Below are 18,744 nucleotides of genomic sequence, written 5' to 3' on the forward strand. Positions count from 1 at the left end.
AATCCAGAGCGGCTCTGCGCGACTCTGGATTGCTTCGCTACGCTCGCAATGACGACAGTGGGGCTGGTGCAACACCGATCATCCCACGAACGGGAAGGCCAGCACCAGCATCCCCACGATCGTCATCACCAGGCAGCACAGCGCCGCCGGGACCAGGGTGAAGCGCTGGTGGTCGGCAAGGTCCACGCCCGCAAGGCTGACCAGCAGGTAGGTCGAGGGCACCAGCGGGCTGAGCAGGTGGACCGGCTGGCCCATCAGCGAGGCGCGGGCGATCGCCATCGGCTCCACGCCGTAATGCGCGCCTGCCTCGGCAAGGATCGGCAGCATGCCGAAGTAGAAGGCGTCGTTCGAGATGAAGAACGTGCCCGGCAGGCTGATCAGAGCGGTGATCGGCGCCATGTAGGGGCCGAGGAAAGGCGGGATGACGTTCACGACCTCGCGGCTCATCGCCTCTACCATGCCGGTGCCGGAAAGGATGCCGGTGAAGATGCCCGCCGCGAAGATCAGCGAGACGACCGCCAGCACGTTGCCCGCATGGGCGGCGATGCGCTCCTTCTGCTCCTTCACATGGGGATAGTTGGCGATCATCGAGATGGCGAAGGCCAGCATCATCAGCACCGGCAGCGGCAGCACGCCCCAGACCAGCAGCACCAGCAGCGCGACGACCAGCGCGGCGTTGAACCAGATCATTTTCGGACGGCGCGCTTCGGGCCATTGCGAGACGGCGAAGTCGGCCAGTTCCTTGGGGGTCGCGGCCTCGACACGGCCGATGCGGCGGCGTTCCTTGCGGCCGAAGTGGATCGCCAGCACGACCAGAAAGGCAAGGCCCGCGACCATGCCCGGAATCAGCGGCACGAACAGCGTCGAGGGATCGAGCTTCAGCGCGCTGGCGGCGCGCGCGGTCGGCCCGCCCCACGGCGTCAGGTTCATCACCCCGCTCGTCACCATCAGCAGGCAGACGAGGTAGAGCCGGTTCATGTCGTAGCGCTTGTAGAGCGGCAGCATGGCGGCCATCGTGATGATGTAGGTCGTGGACCCGTCGCCATCGAGGCTGACGAGCGCGCAGAGCACCACCGAACCGATCAGGATCAGCATCGGATCGCCATGAACCAGCCGGATCAGGCGGCCCACCAGCGGGTCGAACAGGCCGGTGTCGGTCATCGTGCTGAAGAACAGGATCGCGAAGAGCAGCATGACGCCGGTGGGCGCCAGCTTGGTCAGGCCCTCGATCATCATGTCGCCCAGCCCCGAGTGGAACCCGGCGAGCAGGGCGAACAGCGTAGGCACGACGACCAGCGCGACCAGCGGGGTCATCCGCTTGGTCATGATAAGCGTCATGAAAGTGGCCACCATCAGGAAGCCGATAAGGGCGAGACTCATGATTGTCCCCGAATGTCTGGATGAAATTATTGGAAAAATGCCCGGAAGGGCATTTTCGAGCGGCACCGGCCCACGCCCCCACCCGACCTCCCACGAGTGTACCTTGATGGGAGGTCGGGTGAGGGCGTGGGCCGGTGCCGCATGATCAGAACGTCACGCCGACGCGGGCGGTGAGGGTCTGGCCGTCGTCTTTCCCGGTGTAGGCACCGGCGGTATTCTGCGTTTTCCAGTGGATCGCGTTGACCTGGAAGCGGGTGAAACTGTTGAGATACCAGTTCACGCCCAACGTCGCCGCCCAGCCTTGCGCGGGGGTGACGATGTCGTCGAACTCCAGGTTCTCGTAGCGGGCGGTCAGTTCGATCGCGCCGGGGCCGCCTTCGAAGACGGGGCGCAGGACCTTGGGCTGGCCGAAGCTGCCGAGGCGCGGATTGTAGGGGGGCAGGTCTCCGGTGAGGAACCAGCCGCCCGAAACGCTCCAGGCGCGGCTGACGAAATCGGGCCGTCCGCCGTCGAGCCGGGCATGGCGCTCGCCCGCCTCGCCCATGATCCAGAGCGGGCCGGAATAGCCGCCCAGTTCCACGCCGTAGCCGGTCGTGCCGGTGCCGCCGATCAGCGTGCCCGTCGAAAGCCTGAGCGCGCCGTTGAAGCGGCCGCCGATCACGGTGTTGCGGGTCAGCGTGTTCTTGCCGGGATGGAGCATCTCGTCGAAACCCCAAATGCCAAGGTGCAGCACCTGACGGTCGGACTTCACCGGATTCCAGTGCGCGCGGGCGAGCACGGTGCGGTTGTCGGAGCTGGACTGGTCGCCATCGATCCGGTCGCCGGTGACGGTGAGCGAGGCGTGGCCGGTCTTCCAGAACAGGCGCGGCATGATACCGAGGCCGTAGAAGGCGCGCTGCGGAATGATCGCGGTGGCGACCGTCGAACGCTCGGTGAAGGGCGTCGAGTCCGAACCCGTCGAGCCATCGAAGCTGCGGTCGTTGAACAAGTGGCCGACGCGAACGTCATAGTCCATGCCCGGCGCGATGCGGTTGCGCCAGCCCATGAACGCGGTGACGACATCCACCTCGTTCTCCGAGAAGTCGCTTTCGAACTGATAGAAGAAATGCGTGCCGACCGTGCCTTCGAGGCCCATGCGCAGCGCGCGCATGCCGGTAGTGGTCAGGTTGCGACCGCTGTACTTCGAGCCCATGGTGGTGCTGACATCGGTAATGATGCGCCCGCGCGGCTTGAAGCTGAACATGCCGTCCGCCGAATGGAACACCGGCAGGCCCGCGCCCCATTCGGTGCTGACGCCCGAAGCGGAGACGGCGGCGGCGCGCACGCGCTCGATATCGCGCTCGGCCGGGCCGGGCGGGAGGAGTTGCGGGGCGTAAGGCTCCGTCACCACGACTGGCGGCGCGGGTTCGGGCGGGGAAGCGGCAGGCGCTTGCGGTGCGGCGGCCAGCGCGGGGGCGGCCCCCGCCTCCAGCTTCTCCACCCGCTGGCGCAGCGAGGCGATTTCGGCGGCCTGTGCGCGCACGAGTTCGGCCAGGTCTTCCTTGCTCGGTTCCTGGGCAAGGGCAGGCGTCGCCGCGATCAGGGCGGCAAGGGCAGTGCCCGCTGCAAGAATTTTCATCTGATATTCTGTCCAGAGGCAAGGATCGCATTCCAGTCGCGCAGGAAGCGGGCGCGGGTCAGGCGATCGAGATTGACGAGGAGCTGCGGACCGACGCGCACGGGGCGCGCCTGTCCGGCAGGAAGGCGATGAGAGGCGGGCACATCGGAGCGCACCGGCCAGAGGCTATGCCGGGCGAGTTGGGCCTGTCCGGCGCGGGAGAGAAGGAAATCGAGGAACAACCGCGCTGCCGCCGGATGGCGCGCCTCGCGCGAGATGAAGGCGATGCGCGAGGTGACGATGGTGTAGTCGCGCGGGAAGACGACGCCGATGTTCGGATCGCGCCGCGCCCGCTCGAGCGCGTAGGAACCGATCACGTTGTAGGCCATCGCCAGCTTGCCCGAGGCGACGCCTTGCAGCATCTCCTCGGTATGGGTCATGAGCACCGGGCGCGTCGCCGCCATGGCTTCCACCAGGGCGCGGGTGTCGCGAGTGATCTGGAAATCCTGCGAGAGATAGAGATAGCCCACGTTGGAACGCGCGCGATCGAACGTCGCGACTTTGCCCATGAAGGCGGCGCGGCGCTTGCGCAGGAGTTGCTCAAGTTGCTGATGGCTCTGCGGCACCAGTGCGGCGGGCACCAGCTTCTTGTTGTAGACCACGCCGATCGGCTCGGCGGTGACGCCGAAGCCCATGTTCTTCCATACCGCCGATTCCGGCAGTGCGGGCTTTTCGGGGCTGGCGTATTGCTGCGCATAGCCGTCGTTGATCAGCTTGGCCTGCTGGTCCATCGCGGAAGACCAGACGATGTCCGCGGAATACTGCTTCGCGCGCACTTCCGCCGTGTAGCGGCGATAGAGTTCGGCCGAACCGAGATCGGCATAGAGCACCCGGATGCCGGGAAAGGCGCGGCGGAAGGCCGATACCACCGGCACCATCTCGGCCTTGTCGGCATTGGCGTAGATCCGCACGGTGCCCTCGGCGCGGGCATCGGCGATCAGCGAATCGTAAGAGCGCGGGTAGCCCGCCGGGCGCTCGACCGTTTGCCGCCGGGCTTCGGCAGGCGCGGTCGCAGCCGGAACGGCGATCATCGCTGCAAGTGTCAGAACCGTTATGAAGCTGCGCATTCCCGTATCCTCTCGCTTTCCGCGTCTCATGTCGGATAAGCTGATAGACATGCCCTACGATCCGAAGCTGTCATCCACCTTTCACGAAAACCGGCAGGTCGAGTCTCGCCCATGCGCGTTCTGATCGTCGAGGATGACGCGCAACTGGCGCGCGGCGTGGTTTCCCTGCTGCGCGCGGCGGGCCATGCGATCGACCATGTCGCCAGCGGCGAGGACGCACTTTCCGTCATCGCCACCGAGCCCTACTCGCTGGTGATTCTCGATGTCGGCCTGCCCGATATCGACGGATTCGAAGTGCTCGCCCGGCTGCGCGCACGCGGCGATCAGGTGCAGGTGCTGATGCTGACGGCGCGTGACGGGCTTGACGACAGGGTGCGCGGCCTGGACCTCGGCGCCGACGATTACTTGCGCAAGCCCTTCGACGTCGAGGAACTCGAGGCCCGCGTCCGCGCGCTGGGGCGAAGGCGCGGCGGCGATGCGGCGCCGGAGATGCGGATCGGCGCGATGACCATCAACCGATCGACCGGGCGCGTCGAAGTGGGCGAGCGACTGGTCGAACTGCGCCGCCGCGAATGGGCCGTGCTGGAAGCGCTGGCGGCGCGCGCCGGGCAGATCGTCTCGCGCGAGACATTGCAGGCCGAAGTGTTCGGGTTCGACGATCCGGTCGGCTCCAACGCCCTCGAAGTCAACGTCACCCGGCTGCGCAGCAAGCTGGCGCCAGACGGCCCGGCGATCCGCACCGTGCGCGGCGTCGGCTACATGCTCGACCGTTCGTGACGGCTCCCGAAGCACCCGTGAAACGCGCGGTATCGCTGCGCCAACGGCTCGGCATCGCGATGCTGGGACCGCTGGTGATCGCGGCACTGGCGCTGGGCGTGATCGGCTGGGCGCTGATCTCCGACGTCGTGCGCCGCACCAACGACCGCGTGCTGGGCGGCGCACTGGGCGCCATCGCGGAAACGGTTCAAGTAGAGCGCGGCGAAGTCACACTGGACCTGCCGCCCGCCGCCTTCGGCATGCTGGAGAATTCCGAGCGGGACAACGTCTACTACCGCATCGCCGTGGGCAGCGAACTGCTGACCGGCTACGCCGACCTTCCCGCCCCCGATCCCGCCACGCTATCCGCCGAGGAACCGCGCTTCCGCTATGCCGAATATCGCGGGCAGCGCATCCGCATCGGGGAAGTGCGGCGCGACTTGCCCCGCATCCCGGCGCCGGTCGTGGTGCAGGTGGCCGAGACGCTCGACAACCGCAATGCGCTGCGCCAGCGGCTGATGGCGGCGCTGCTGTTCGGGGAAGTGGTGCTGGTGGGCGTGGCTCTGGCGCTGATCCGCCCCGCGCTGGGCTGGAGCCTGCGCCCGCTTTCCGAATTGCGCGCGGCGATCGAAGCGCGTGACACCCGTGCCGCGCCGGACCTCTCGCCACTGCGCACCGGCCCCCTGCCCGCCGAACTGCGCCCGCTGTCGCGCTCGTTCGACCGCCTGCTCGGCCGGCTCGACGATGCGACCAGCGCCATGCGCCGCTTCACCGCCGATGCCTCGCACCAGATGCGCACGCCGCTCTCGGTGCTGAAAGTACAGGTCGCGCTGGCCCGTCGCGGCTCGGAGGAAGCACTGCGGGAAATCGACGAGGCGACCGACCGCCTGGAACGGCTGCTCACCCAGCTCCTCACCCTCGCCCGCGCCGACGAGGCGGGAACGCTGCCGCCGCTGGAGCAGGTCGATCTGGTGGAAGTGAGCCGAAGGGCGATTTCGCGCCGCATCCATCAGGCGATCGAGGCCGATGTCGAACTGCTGCTCGACTGCGACGAAGACATCGCCTTCGCAGTTCGAGGCCACCGCTCGCTGGTCTACGAGATGCTCTCGAACCTCGTAGACAATGCCATCCGCTACAACCGGCCCGGCGGCAAGGTCACCGTGGCCCTGCGCCGGGACGAGGCAGGCACCTACCTGATCGTCAGCGACGACGGCCCCGGTATTCCCGCCGGACAGCGCCAACAGGCCATGGCCCGCTTCGCCCGCCTCCAGGGCGAGAACGGCCCGCCCGGCAGCGGCCTGGGCCTCGCGATCGTCCAGTCCTCGGCGGAGCGGCTGGGCGCTGCGCTGGCGCTGGAGGACGCCGCGCCGGGGCTGCGGGTGATCGTGACTTTTCGGCATGACGCGGAAGCGGGCTAACGAGCAGGCTCCACCGTCCAGTTCACCTCATAGATCACGCGAAATCCGACGTGATCCGACAGCACCGGGCCGCTGCTGCCACCATCGAACATGCCTTCCGCTATCACCGGCCTGACGGTCACGGTTTTGCCGGATGCGAAGAACTGCAGATCCTGAACCCGGCGCCATTCGTCCGGGCGCCATTGCTGCCGCACCTCGCATTCCGTGGGCCGCTCCAGACAATGGCGATGAACGTTATCGAGCGGCAGATCCCGCTTGAAGTTGTAATAGCGCGCATCCGAATTGCGCTTGTTGAAGTCACCGGCGATGATGACCGGTGCATCGTAGACGCCCTCATCGGCCACGAAGCGCGACAGTTCGCTTGTCTGCCTGAAATGCGCGGCAGCATGTCGCTCGACCGGAACTTTCGACGCCCCCTGGGACTGCATGTGCGTGGTGAACACATCGAGCCGGCCCGGCATCCCCGGTATCACGATCGACGCCATCAAGGCGCCCTTGTTGGACAAGCAGTCGAACCCGGCGCAACTGCCCTTGGCGAAAGGTCGGTAGGCTTTCTTTTCCATCATGAAATCGGACGCGATCACCAGTCCGCTCGACGTGAAGTTCGGGCCGATTTCGCCTTTGAGGGCCTTCCTCGTGCCCGGAAGAGCGCCGTCCTCGTTCCGCGACTGTCGCGATTTCGCGCCCGGCCCGGCCGTGATGCTGTGGTAGCCCGTCGCCTCGACCGCCCGGACGGCGGACTTGCTGAACACCTCCTGGAAAACGATTATGTCCGGCCCCTGCCCCGCCGCCCGCGATGCGGCGATGCGGCGGCCGATTTCCTGTAGCTTTCCGGATCGGTTCCTGCGGGCGGGCCAGGGCAGGCCTTCGATGTTGTATGTGAGGACATCGATCCTCATGCTTGCCGACCTGCCATCGGCCGATACGGTTATGTCCGGCCTGGCAGCCGTTTCCGCGTCGGCGCGCCGCTCGACCGGCATGCTTGCGCACCCGCCAATCGAAACGATCACCGCGAAGGCAAGAACAGGCTTCAAGATCGACGCTTTCAGCATTTTCCACTGTGCCGTGCACGGTGTTGGCAATCCATGCACGGCACAAGGATGCCTCAGTTCAAACGGTTCTTATAGATCTTCCCGTCCTTCATGATCATCACGAAGTTCTTTTCCGGGTCTGCCACCAGCCTGATATCGTCCAGCGGATTGCCGTCTACCACCAGGAGATCGGCATAGGCGCCTTGCTCGACAACACCCAGCAGGCCCGGGTAGGGATTGCGCGGGCCCGACAGCCGCAGCAGTTCTCCATTGGTGGACGTCGCCATGACCAGCGCTTCGCCCGCCGTATACCACTTGGTCATGTCCACGATCGAGTTTCCCTGCCGGGTCGCCAGCAGGGATGAGAACAGGATGTCGGTCCCGAACGCCGTCTTGATCCGATACTTGCGGGCAAGGCGGTACATGCGGTCCGTACCATCGACCACTTCCTTCAGCTTGGCCTGCTCGTTCGGGCCCATGGTGGCGCCGATCGCCATGTCCACGAAAGGCTGCGTGCTCAGCCAGACGCCGTTGTCGGCCATCATCTTGGCCGAGGCTTCATCCATGAGATGAGCGTGCTCGATGCATTTCACGCCGACCTTCACCGCCCGCTGTATCGCTGCCGGAGTATAGGCATGAACGGCGACATAGGTGCCCCAATTGCCAGCCGCATCGACGGCGGCCTGCAACTCGCCTTCGGTAAAGGTGGAAACGTCCAGAGGGCTGAACGGCGATGCCACGCCGCCGCCGGCGGTCAGCTTTACCTGCGACGCGCCGTGCATGAGCTGCTCGCGCGCGCGCATGCGCACCTCGTCGGGGCTGTCGGCGATGGCGGCCCCGCCCAGTTCCTCGATGTGGCTGAGTTGGCCGGGGCGACGCGGAAGTTCGCTCAGCTGGCGGAAATCGCCGTGCCCGCTGGTGATCGTGATCATCGCGCCTGAAGGATAGATGCGCGGACCGTCCACAAGGCCCTCATCGATCGACCGCTTCAGGGAAAAGGCCGGTCCTCCCATGTCACGCACCGTCGTAAAGCCCCGCATAAGTGTCGCAGTCGCCTCCACGCCGGCCTGTATCGTGGTGTAGCCCACATCGTTCGTCAGAAGCTGCACCGGCGTGGGGCGAACGAACATGGCATGCCAATGCGCGTCGATGAGGCCCGGCATCAGCGTCCGGCCCCCTCCATCGATTACTTGCGTGCCGGTAGTACCCGCCAGGGCCCCGGTCGATATCCGTTCGATCAGGTTGCCGCGGACCAGAACATTGGAAATCCCGGATAGCGCCGCCTTCCGGCCATCGAAGATGCGGACGTTTCGGATAAGTATGGTGCCCGGCTCAGCGGCGGGAGCCACTTGCGCCACGCCGGAAGGGCTGCCCACGGACAGCAGCGCTCCCAGCGCCAGTGCCGTTACGATCGCCACTTTGGCCGATACCGAGCGCCTCCCGCGATGAAGCGCCAGGGACAGGAGCCGAAATGGGGAATGCCTCACGATCATTGCGGCCCCTTTCGTGCCGGAACAGCTCCGGCTGCGATGTGCGATAAACAAGGAATGATTCGAAGTTAATGATCACATTGCTCTTTGTGTGAAAATTTACAGATGATATACGCCCTAGTCTATTACTTATTTCGAGTCGCGATAAGTAGGATCGCCACCCCGATTGACGGTGGTCAATTTAATTCCGAAGCGATTATTCAAGCCGCGCGCTTGATACGGTGCAACATGCGCATCTCATTTTCGAACATATCAACCGTGCGCGGCTGAATATTCCCGGCTAGAAAGCGTTTCTTCCCAGTGGTTTGCGGTGGTCAACACGCCAGACGAAAGGATGACGACGATGGTCAATCGATGGAAATCGGCAATGATAGGTCTTGCCGCCTGCATGCTGGGAACGGCTACCGTAGCCGATGCGGCACCGGCGGCACCCAAGCCGGAGATCGTCGAGCGCGACTCCAGAGGCCGGGCAGCTTCCGTCCGCATCGACGGGCAAGTCTACAAGGTCTGCTCCGCGCAAGTCACCGATAGTTGCATCAACCCTCGTCAGGCGGGACTGAACTTCGGCAACCAGCCCCTCAACCGTTGGCCGGAAAAATCCTCCAAAGCCAAATCACAATAGAATGCGGAATGCCGCCTCGCTTCTTTTCGATGCAAGGAGATAATTCATGAAAACGCCTGCATTCAGCGTCGTCTGCGCCGGGGTATCCATCCTGGCATTGAGTGGATGCACCCCCCAGACCGGCGTATCCTCGTTCTCGCGAAACGAAGCGGGACAAGTGGCCACCGTCCAGTTCGGCGAAGTCCTCGCCATTCGCGAAGTCGTCATCCAGCCGGGGCAGACCCGGCTCGGCACGGTGGCCGGTGGCGCGCTAGGCGCGATCGGCGGCAGTCAGGTCGGCAGCAGCACCGCTGCCAACATTGCCGGAGGCGTGACCGGCGCCGTCGTGGGCGGAGCGATCGGCAGCGCCGTCCAGGGCTCATCCCGGACGGCCGGGATCGAGATCACCATGCGCCTCGATTCCGGCGACAACGTTGCCGTGGTCCAGCCCGGCGATCCGCGCGACTTCCGCGTGGGAGACCGGGTACGACTGGCAGGCACGTCGGAGAACGCGCGCGTCACCCACTGACTTTCCCGTCCACTGCATTTTCGCAAGCTTGCCATGAAAGGAACAGGCACATGCCAAATAATGTCCTCAAGATCGCCGTAGCCCTGCAACTCGCTTTGGGCGTGGCCGTCGTCGCCGCGCCTCCCGTGGCGGCTCAGGCAACCAGCAACGCATCGTTCGACCGCGCCGTGTTGGCGCAGTTGGACGCACCCACACGCGCCGAGGTGCAGAAGAGAGCGGTAAAGGGCAATACCGTGACGGGCGTCATCGGGACGATGCTGCTGAACAACTACTATGCCGCCGGTCCCCGCAAGCCCGGGGAAGCGCTTACGGTGGTCGCCGTGGACTTCGCACGCGGTTCCGTGGTGCTCAGGCGGTCGGCCAACGTCTTCGAAGTGGTGCGCTTCAATCCCCAGAACCTGCGCGTACAGCGCTGAAAGTCCGTTTCATTCTGGATGGGCCATGCGGCCGGTGCCTGCTACCGGCCCGCATCCCCACTCAGTTCGACACGGCCCCACTTAGTTGAACACGAATGACCTCGCTGGCCGTGCCGCGCCGGACCGTCAGGTCAAGCGTGGTGCCGATCGGCGTGCGGCCAAGCACATCGCGCAAGGCCGAAGCCGTGGGCGTCGCGTGTCCGGAGACGGCCGTGACCAGATCCCCCGGCTTCAGTCCCGAGCGAGCGGCAGGCCCTCCGGGCACCACGGCCGCGATCAGGGCGCCAGCGGGCGGCACCCTGTCCATGTCCTGCGGTATCGCGTCCGTGATCGACACGCCGATCCCGCCGCGTCGGACCGAACCATGCGACAGTATCTCCTGCACCACGAACCGGGCAGTGGCGGCCGGTACTGCAAAACCGATGCCGATATTGGCGCCGGGACCGTAGATCGCGCTGTTGATACCCAGTACAGTCCCGTCCATTGCGATCAGGGCGCCGCCGGAATTGCCGGGGTTTATGGCCGCGTCGGTCTGGATATATCCTTCGTACCCGTCGCGGCTCTGCCCCCGCCCCAAGGCGCTGACGATACCCGAGGTTACCGTCTGGCCCAATCCGAAAGGATTGCCGATCGCCAGCACCTGGTCGCCCACTTTCGCCGCGTCGGAATTGCCGAGGGCGATCTGCGGCAGGTTGGTTGCCCGCAACCGCAGCACCGCAAGGTCGGTGGGAGGGTCGGTTCCCAGCAATTCGGCGATGTAGCGGCGCCGGTCCGGGAGGGCCACCTGGATCGCCCGAGCGGACCGAACCACATGATAGTTGGTGAGCACAAGGGCGCGTCGCGCGTCGATAATCACGCCGGACCCGGCCGAAAGCTGGGTCTGTGGCTGGGCGGGCTCACCGAAATATTGACGAAAGAACGGATCGCGCAGCAGGGGATTGTTCTGCGAGGGCGATGTCTGGATGACGGCGATGTTGACGACGGCGGGCGCGGCAGAGTCCACCAGTCGCGAAAAGCTCTCGCTGGCCCGCTGCTGTCTTGTTTCGGGCGACGGGATGTCCGCCGAAGCCTTTTGGCGGCTTCCTTCCGGGCGATCGTCGCGGCAGCCCCCGGTCAGGGCCAGTGCCGCCAGCCACAAGGCGGTCATCGACCGACAAGGAGATCGCGCCACGGTCATTTGGCCACGACTTCCGGTCCGGCGCGCCAGATCCTGTAGCGTAGTTCCACATCGGTCGGTGTGTAGATCACGATCGGCAACCGGCTGTTGTAGCGCAGGAACGGTTCGTCGCCGCCGTGCACGAACTGCTTCGACAGGCTGCCCGGCGGACATCCCATCCGGGTGCTCACCGGCGCATCGGAAATCGTCACCACGTGATAGTCATAGCCCCAGCCCTCCACGGTTCGCGTTTCCAGCCGCGAGCCGAGGACATGGCGGTTGCAATCGACCATCATCGTCCGGCCGACGATTATTCCCACTTTCAGGGCGTTCTCGTCGGTTTCCTGCGGCAGCACGATGACGCGCCGCACTTGTCCAGAGGGAGCGGGAGGAAACGCTTTCAGTTCGTCCAGGGCGGTGCGCTGCGCCAGCGCCGGCGGGCTGACCGCCAGCGCCAGGGCGCATCCCGTCAGAACCAAGGGCAGGTATCGAAGCGCAAACGGTGGCGCGGCGTGCGATGAAGGCATGTTGTCGTCTCCCACGGGGCTCGGTTTCACGGCATGTCGATTTTGAGCATCAGTCTTCAAGCGGATCGCGAACGATCGGGCAGGTCATGCAGTGCCCGCCCCCGCGCCCGCGCCCGAGTTCGCTGCCGGCGATCGTGATCACCTCTATGCCGGCCTTGCGCAGCAGCGTATTGGCGAAGACGTTCCGGTCATAGGCGAACACCACGCCGGGAGAAACGCAGACCAGGTTGGCACCGCTGTCCCACTGCGTCCGTTCCCGCATGTAGTCGTTGCCGCCGGTTTCAACCACGCGCATCCTGACGCCCAGCGCCTCTCCCACGGTCTCGATCAACGACCCCTGGTCCCTGCGCAAGTCCAGCTTGTTGCCGCCGCTTCCGGGGCGATAGGAAAAGCATTCGATCTTGTTGACGATGTCCGGATAGACCAGCACGCAGTCGCGGTCGGCAAAGGTGAACACCGTGTCCAGATGCATGGCCGCCCGCAGCTTCGGCATGGCGGCCACGATCACGCGGGTGGCGGCCCCTTGCTCGAAGAGGGCGTTCGCCAATTGGCTGATCGCCTGCCGCGATGTGCGCTCGCTCATGCCGATCAGGACATTGCCCTTGCCGATCGGCATCACGTCGCCACCCTCCAGAGTGGCAAGACCGTGGTCGACCAGCGGATCCCCCCACCAAACGTTCACCTTGCCCGCGAAATCCGGGTGGAACCGATAGATCGCCGCCGCCAGGATGGTTTCCTCATGCCGCGCCGACCAATAGAGCGGGTTCAGCGTGACGCCGCCATAGATCCAGCAGGTGGTGTCGCGGGTGTAGAGCGTGTTCGGCAGAGGCGGCAGCAGGTATTCGGAAACGCCCGCCGCGTCGCGAACCAGGCGCAGCAGGTCGCCGCCGATCGCCTCGTGCAGTTCTACCGTGGACAGGCCGCCGATCAGGGTTTCGGCCAGATCGCGCGGGGGCAGCCCGTCCAGATAGCCACGGACGCTGTCCAGCAGGTCCAGTCCCACTTCGTTCGGCACGACCTGATGATCCAGTATCCATGCGCGGGCTTCCGCATTTTCCAGAGTGGCTGCCAGCAGGTTGTGCATCTCCACAACCTCCACGCCGCGATCGCGCAGCTTCGTCACGAAATCGAAGTGATCCCGCTTGGCCACGTCCACCCACAGCACATCGTCGAACAGCAGATCGTCGCAGTTGGTCGGCGTCAGTCGCATATGCGCCCGGCCCGGTGCGCAGACCATGACCTTGCGCAACTGCCCGACCTCGGAATGAACCCCGAATGCAGGCTGCGTCATATGCACTCTCCTTCGTTTTTCGTCGTTTTCAGAACGAAACCCCGACCGAAACCACCGGCATCAGAGCCAGGTCGGAGCGATCCTGATCGGCGATGTTGGAATCGACCTTGAGCCACTCGACGCCCGCCGAAAGGTCATGCAGCCAGCGATCCCGCACGCCGAAGAGCCCCGCAAGATCCAGCCCGGCATATGTTGCGGATCGCCAGTCGCGACGCTTGATCGCAAGCATGGGATCGCGATTGCGATACCAGCGCCGCTCGGCCGAAGCGTCCAGGATGAGGTAGACCTTGTCCTCGACAAGGGGCGTCACCACTTCCGCTTGCAGATTGACGGCCACCTGATCGTCGTCGTCCACAGACGAATCCTTCCAGCGCGGCGCGAGTTCGAAGCCGACCTGCGTGGTCCCCAGGGCCCGGCCGAACCGCAGCCCGGACGTGACGGTGTGGGTCGTCGCCTGCCGTTGGCCGAACCAGTCGTCGTAGTCCTGCGCGAAAGCATAGTTGTAGAACAGGGCGAAACCGGCGGCGTCCGGTCGGGTTCGCAATTCGGCGGCGGCGGCCCAGGTCGAGAACGAGCCATTGTCGATCGTCTTGACCGCGCCCACGTCGAACTCGGCTTCCAGCGCGTGCGACAGCGGCTGGACGGTCGCCAGTATCAGGGACAGGTCCATGGCATTGCTGGTTTCCGTGCCGCGTCGCAGGGGATTGTGGGACACGAGTTCCGGAGCGATGCCCAGTTCCAGCGACCATTTCCCCGCCCGGCTTTCATATCCGGGAAGATGCAGGCGATCGGTTGCCTCGTCGCCGTCCTCCTCGGATGCCTCCACCTCCTGCGGCTGCGAGGCCTGCCGACCATGGGCGGGAACCGCGCAAAGGGTGCAGGCCATCGACAATGCGATGGATGCACGGGCCGCGGTCATAGTTCCATCCATCCGCTGGCCAGGCCGTGGAACCCGATCCCGGCAGCCACCAACGCCACGGCAAAGATCAACCATTCGGCGGGGTTGAACACCCGCTCCCGCTGTTCGCGGCGCGCCCAGACGTACAGAACGGTCCCCGGCGCATAGAGAATGGCGGAAAGCAGCACGAACTTCAGACCGCCCGCATATATGAGAAACACAGTGTAGATCGTGGCGATGGCGCTGAGCAACAAGTCGCGGCTGCGCTCCGCCGGGCGCGTCCGATAGGTCTCGCGCCGCGATGTCAGTTGCAGCCCGTAGCCGGCAACCAGCAGGAACGGGATCAGCGACATCGCGCTGGTCAGGCTCAGCATCAGGGCGAAAGCATCGCTCGACCAGTAGGTGCTGATCACGAAGAGCTGCACCACGCCGTTGGTCAGCCAGAGCGCGGCCGCCGGCACGCCATGGACGTTCTCCGTGGCGAAAACGCGCGGCATGTCCCTCGTGCGGGCCGCTGCGGACAGGACTTCGGCGCAGATCAGCGACCATGCCAGATAGGCGCCCATCACCGATACGATCAGTCCCACAGCGACGAAGACCGCGCCCCAGGTGCCCACCACCGCCTCCAGCACCGCGCCCATGGACGGCTGCCGCATCCCGGCAATATCGGCACGCTCCAGCACGGCGTAGGGAAGCAGCGTCACCAGCACCATCAGCGTGGTGACGAAGATGAACCCGGTCAGCGTCGCGCGCCCCACGTCGGAGCGTTTACGGGCATATCGCGAGTAGACGCTGGCCCCTTCGATGCCCAGGAACACGAAAACGGTGACGAACATCGTCGCCCGCACCTGCTCGAACAAGCCGGTGGCAGGCATGCTGCTACCGCCCCAGAAATTGGCGGTGAACAGGTCCATACGGAACGCGCCGATCAGGATCACCATGAACACCAGGATCGGCACCACCTTGGCCACCGTGACGACCGTATTGATCGCCGCCGCCTGCTGAACGCCCCGCAGGATCATGAAATGAAACAGCCAGATCCCGACCGAGGCGACGAGGATGGCCGTGGGCGTGTTCCCGTCTCCGAACATCGGAAAGAAGGCCCCCAGGGTCGATTTGATCAGCACCCAGTAGGATACGTTGCCGATGCAGGAGCCGATCCAGTACCCGAAGGCTGACAGAAAGCCCGCATATTGGCCGAAACCCGCCTTGGCATAGGCATAGACGCCCGCGTCCAGCTCCGGCTTGCGCTCTGCCAGGAACTGGAACACGCGCGCCAGAGTGAACATGCCGCCTGCCGCGATGACCCATGCGATCATCGCGCCGAACGGCCCCGTGGCCGAAGCGAACGTGCGCGGCAGCGAGAATATGCCAGCGCCGATCATCGATCCGATCACGAGCGCGGAAAGTGCGAACAACGACAGTTTTCGGGAACTTTGATCTGTCATTATTTTCCGCTCCGCATCGGTCGAGGGTCCGTCCGGAGCTATTCGGCCCTGGGCGGATTCCGCACTCATGGGATGCCCCCGCACCGCGCGGTTCGGCGCGGCCGGAAGGGCTCAAACGATCGGCCCGTCAAAGCGCAATGTAATTGCGCCACGGCAGATAGCTGTCGAGAATCAAATCGGAATTGAACATGCTGAATACCGCATCGATTTTAATGAGTATATTATTTTTTCAATAAATACTCCACAGTACGATACTCAGATGGGGTATGGGAATTTCCCTGAGAACAGAGAGTGAGACATCCCACCAGTCAGGACGTGTAACGGCCGGGCGGCGCCGAGCCGCCTTTGCCCAGCAATTCAGCGATCCACCGCGTTTTCGGATTCGCCCGGCAAAATGCCAGAATCGTGATCATGATCGGCACGCCGATGAACGTTCCCGGGAACCCCCAGAGAAATGTCCACAGGAAGACGGCGAAGAGGACCAACGAAGGCGCCATGGACAGCACGTTTCCGGCGATCCGCGGCTCCACGTAGCTTCCCACGACGAACTGGATCACGTTCAGACAGATGAAGACGACCACCACGGCCAGCCAGCTGTCGAACTGGAGCATCGCCAGCAGCGTGGGCAGCAAGGTGGCGATGAAAGGCCCGACGAAGGGGATGTAGTTGAGCGCGAAGGCGATCACCCCCCACTCCTGTGCAAAGGGCAGGCCGACTGCCCGGGCAAATGCCCAGACGAGTAGGCCGGTCAGCACGCTCATCAGTGTGCGGACGACCATGTATCTACGAAATTGCATCGCCGCCGCCCCGCTGACCTCCAGCAGGATGCGGGCCGACTCGCGATTCTCCAGCGCCGCGATCCTGTCGCGCATATCCTCGACTTCGAGCAGGCCGAGTATCACGTAAGTCAGCGTGACGATCCAGAATATCGACGTGGTGTGCAGGCGCCCGCCCACCTGCTGGGCGATGCGCAGCACCCGCGCCGCATCGAAGTGCTCGGCCCAGAGGCCCCTTACCGAAACGCCGTGCGCCTCCAGCCAGCCAAGGGCGTTGCCGTAAGCCATTTCATACTGCGCGGTATCCGCGATCATCGCGCGCCAGACGTTACCCACGCCCCACGCGATCGCCGCCGCGAAGCATAGGCCCACCGAAACCGTAACCACCACGACGATCGCCAGGGCCAGCAGCCGGGGCATGAGCGATTGCAGCCTGCGCTGCAACGGCCAGACGATGGCGATGATGAAAAGCGCGAACGCTACCGGCGCAAAGACGCTGCCGGCCTCTTTCGCGACGGACAGGACAAGGATGGTCACAATGATGCCGACCGACACCGTCATTCCTCGACCGGACATCTGCCGCCCCCGTCCTTGCAAACACGAATTTCGCGGCACGGTACTTATCCGCCCCGAAAAATGTCGAGCATGAACGCCTTAAACGATTCGCTCAGTAGAGTAACATGCTTGAAACTGATTCTATAACCTCATCTCTATTCACCCTTATTCGCGGAATGAAATGAGTTGCACTTGCCCATGAAAACCGGATAACGGCTCGCATAGCTGTTATGGCGCAGCGTGAACTGGACAACGAAATGTCGACCAGCTCCTCCCGGCCGATTCGACCACCGTCGTATTTCGATGCACTGGCGCCGCTGGTCGTTCTTGCGCTGATGATCACAAGCTCGGTGGCCCTGTTCGGGCTGGACGCGATCAACGGTCCGATACAGGTCGGCTTGTTCCTTTCGGCCATGGTCACCAGCCTGATCGTCTCGAAGAACGGTCACTCATGGCAGGCTATCGGGCAGGCGGGGCGGCAGGGCGTTTCCTCGGTGGTCGACGCGATCTTCATCCTTTTCGCCGTGGGTGCGTTGATCGGCGCCTGGAACATGTCCGGGACGATCCCGACCTTGGTCTATTACGGCATCCTCATGATCCACCCCAACTGGTTCTACCTTGCCACGATCCTTGTCTGCGCGATCATCTCGCTGGGTATCGGCAGTTCCTGGACCACCGCCGGAACGATCGGAGTCGATCTTGTTGGCCTTTCCGTGATGGTCGGCGTTTCGCCGGCGATCGCCGCGGGCGCCGTGATTTCAGGCTGTTACGTGGGCGAGAAGATGTCGCCCCTGTCGGAAACCGCCATTCTCAGCGCGCAAATAACCGGATCGGACACGAACACACATTTGCGCCAACAGGCCTGGACGTCGCTGCCCGCGCTGGCGATCGCCGCGATCCTGTTCGCCGCCCTGGGCTTCGCGGACGGCGTGCGCGGCCTGGGGGAGGATGTGATCGCGTCCGAACTGCGTGCCTTGAACGGGTTGTTCTGGATCAGTCCGGCCAACCTGCTGCCGCTGCTTGTCCTGGTGGTGCTCTCCGTGCGCAGGACTCCGGCCGCGCTGGCGATCATGTTCTCGGCCTTGTGCGCCGCGCTGCTGGCCCCGTTTACCCAACCGGAAGCCGTGCTGCGTTTCGTGGTCGATCCCGACGTCAGTCCCGCAATCGCATTCGTGAAAGGCGGTTGGCTCGCCCTGGCCAACGGCTATCAGGCGAATTCGGGAATCCCGATGGTGGATGCCTTGCTTTCACGCGGCGGCATGTCGTCGATGCTGACCACCGTCTGGCTGATCCTGGGCGCGCTGCTGTTCGGCACGCTCCTCGACGAGTTCGGGCTGATGGCAAAGCTCATAACGCCCGTGCTGAATCGCGCGAAGTCGACGGGCCGCCTTATCGCCACCGTCGTCGGCACCGCGTTCGGGCTGAATCTCGTCTCGGGCGATCAATATGTCGCCGTGGTGCTTCCGGCTCGACTGTTCCGGGGCGAATTCGAACGCCGGGGGCTGGCCAGCACCAACTTGTCCCGCGCGGTATGCGATGCCGGGAGCGTGACCTCACCCCTGATTCCGTGGAACTCCTGCGGAGCCTACATGGCCGCCGTGCTGGGGGTACCCACTTTGCTCTATGGGCCCTACTGCTTCTTCAACATCCTGAGTCCGCTGCTGACGCTATTGCTCGGTTTCACCGGCATCCGGATCCTAAAGACGCCAAGCCCCGCACCATGAGAGGGACGAACACGCGGTCCGGGC

Annotated in this window: 17 protein-coding genes; 6 read left to right on the forward strand and 11 right to left on the reverse strand. The window is 64.5% G+C overall.

Going from position 1 to position 18,744, the window contains the following annotated elements:
- Positions 1 to 78: 78 nt before the first annotated feature.
- The 3 genes from RT424_RS12630 to RT424_RS12640 form a co-directional block, all read right to left on the reverse strand.
- Complete coding sequence (locus tag RT424_RS12630) at positions 79 to 1,380, reverse strand: CitMHS family transporter (RefSeq protein WP_313438537.1); 1,302 nt, start codon at positions 1,378 to 1,380, stop codon at positions 79 to 81.
- A gap of 145 nt (positions 1,381 to 1,525) precedes the next feature.
- A complete protein-coding gene (locus RT424_RS12635; RefSeq protein ID WP_313438540.1) occupies positions 1,526 to 2,998 on the reverse strand; it encodes a porin in 1,473 nt (490 codons plus the stop codon).
- The gene (locus RT424_RS12640; protein WP_313438543.1) at positions 2,995 to 4,104 is read right to left on the reverse strand and encodes an ABC transporter substrate-binding protein; all 1,110 of its coding nucleotides are present in this window, start codon (positions 4,102 to 4,104) and stop codon (positions 2,995 to 2,997) included. Before RT424_RS12640 ends, RT424_RS12635 begins: the two co-directional genes overlap by 4 nt.
- A 111-nt stretch (positions 4,105 to 4,215) precedes the next feature.
- Between RT424_RS12640 and RT424_RS12645 the strand changes: the two genes are divergently transcribed.
- Both RT424_RS12645 and RT424_RS12650 read left to right on the forward strand, forming a co-directional pair.
- A complete protein-coding gene (locus RT424_RS12645; RefSeq protein ID WP_167381885.1) occupies positions 4,216 to 4,881 on the forward strand; it encodes a response regulator in 666 nt (221 codons plus the stop codon).
- Between the two features lie 59 nt (positions 4,882 to 4,940).
- Positions 4,941 to 6,278: a sensor histidine kinase gene (locus RT424_RS12650; RefSeq protein WP_313438636.1), complete on the forward strand. Its 1,338-nt coding sequence runs from the start codon at positions 4,941 to 4,943 to the stop codon at positions 6,276 to 6,278.
- On the opposite strand, the gene RT424_RS12655 is transcribed toward RT424_RS12650, so the two are convergent.
- Both RT424_RS12655 and RT424_RS12660 read right to left on the reverse strand, forming a co-directional pair.
- The gene (locus RT424_RS12655) at positions 6,275 to 7,177 is read right to left on the reverse strand and encodes an endonuclease/exonuclease/phosphatase family protein (RefSeq protein WP_313438550.1); all 903 of its coding nucleotides are present in this window, start codon (positions 7,175 to 7,177) and stop codon (positions 6,275 to 6,277) included. The genes RT424_RS12650 and RT424_RS12655 overlap by 4 nt on opposite strands.
- A 206-nt stretch (positions 7,178 to 7,383) precedes the next feature.
- On the reverse strand, positions 7,384 to 8,802 hold the full coding sequence (locus RT424_RS12660) for an amidohydrolase family protein (RefSeq protein ID WP_313438553.1): 1,419 nt from the start codon (positions 8,800 to 8,802) through the stop codon (positions 7,384 to 7,386).
- A 364-nt stretch (positions 8,803 to 9,166) separates the two neighbouring features.
- Here RT424_RS12660 and RT424_RS12665 point away from each other — a divergent pair, with 364 nt between their 5' ends.
- Genes RT424_RS12665 through RT424_RS12675 form a run of 3 tightly spaced genes read left to right on the forward strand, consistent with a single transcriptional unit; the run spans position 9,167 to position 10,345 of the window.
- Positions 9,167 to 9,421, forward strand: coding sequence for a hypothetical protein (locus RT424_RS12665; protein ID WP_313438556.1), 255 nt, complete (start codon positions 9,167 to 9,169; stop codon positions 9,419 to 9,421).
- Positions 9,422 to 9,467: 46 nt separating this feature from the next.
- Complete coding sequence (locus tag RT424_RS12670; RefSeq protein ID WP_313438559.1) at positions 9,468 to 9,929, forward strand: glycine zipper 2TM domain-containing protein; 462 nt, start codon at positions 9,468 to 9,470, stop codon at positions 9,927 to 9,929.
- Positions 9,930 to 9,979: 50 nt separating this feature from the next.
- Entirely contained in the window at positions 9,980 to 10,345 is a 366-nt protein-coding gene (locus RT424_RS12675; protein ID WP_313438562.1) for a hypothetical protein, read from the forward strand.
- A 61-nt stretch (positions 10,346 to 10,406) separates the two neighbouring features.
- Here the strand turns inward: RT424_RS12675 and RT424_RS12680 are convergent, their stop codons facing one another.
- The 6 genes from RT424_RS12680 to RT424_RS12705 form a co-directional block, all read right to left on the reverse strand.
- On the reverse strand, positions 10,407 to 11,492 hold the full coding sequence (locus RT424_RS12680; RefSeq protein WP_313438565.1) for a trypsin-like peptidase domain-containing protein: 1,086 nt from the start codon (positions 11,490 to 11,492) through the stop codon (positions 10,407 to 10,409).
- 26 nt (positions 11,493 to 11,518) lie between these two features.
- Entirely contained in the window at positions 11,519 to 12,028 is a 510-nt protein-coding gene (eco, locus tag RT424_RS12685) for a serine protease inhibitor ecotin (protein WP_313438568.1), read from the reverse strand.
- A gap of 49 nt (positions 12,029 to 12,077) precedes the next feature.
- Entirely contained in the window at positions 12,078 to 13,319 is a 1,242-nt protein-coding gene (locus RT424_RS12690) for an arginine deiminase (RefSeq protein ID WP_313438571.1), read from the reverse strand.
- A 28-nt stretch (positions 13,320 to 13,347) separates the two neighbouring features.
- Positions 13,348 to 14,238 (reverse strand): hypothetical protein, encoded by an 891-nt coding sequence (locus RT424_RS12695; protein ID WP_313438574.1) that lies wholly within the window; start codon positions 14,236 to 14,238, stop codon positions 13,348 to 13,350.
- A complete protein-coding gene (locus RT424_RS12700) occupies positions 14,235 to 15,734 on the reverse strand; it encodes a basic amino acid/polyamine antiporter (RefSeq protein ID WP_313438577.1) in 1,500 nt (499 codons plus the stop codon). Before RT424_RS12700 ends, RT424_RS12695 begins: the two co-directional genes overlap by 4 nt.
- 239 nt (positions 15,735 to 15,973) lie before the next feature.
- A complete protein-coding gene (locus RT424_RS12705; RefSeq protein ID WP_313438579.1) occupies positions 15,974 to 17,002 on the reverse strand; it encodes an AI-2E family transporter in 1,029 nt (342 codons plus the stop codon).
- 224 nt (positions 17,003 to 17,226) lie between these two features.
- Between RT424_RS12705 and RT424_RS12710 the strand changes: the two genes are divergently transcribed.
- On the forward strand, positions 17,227 to 18,720 hold the full coding sequence (locus RT424_RS12710; protein ID WP_313438581.1) for a Na+/H+ antiporter NhaC family protein: 1,494 nt from the start codon (positions 17,227 to 17,229) through the stop codon (positions 18,718 to 18,720).
- Positions 18,721 to 18,744 lie beyond the last annotated feature (24 nt).

It is taken from the genome of Novosphingobium sp. (genome assembly GCF_032093395.1).
In the GTDB taxonomy this organism is placed as follows: Bacteria; Pseudomonadota; Alphaproteobacteria; order Sphingomonadales; family Sphingomonadaceae; genus Novosphingobium.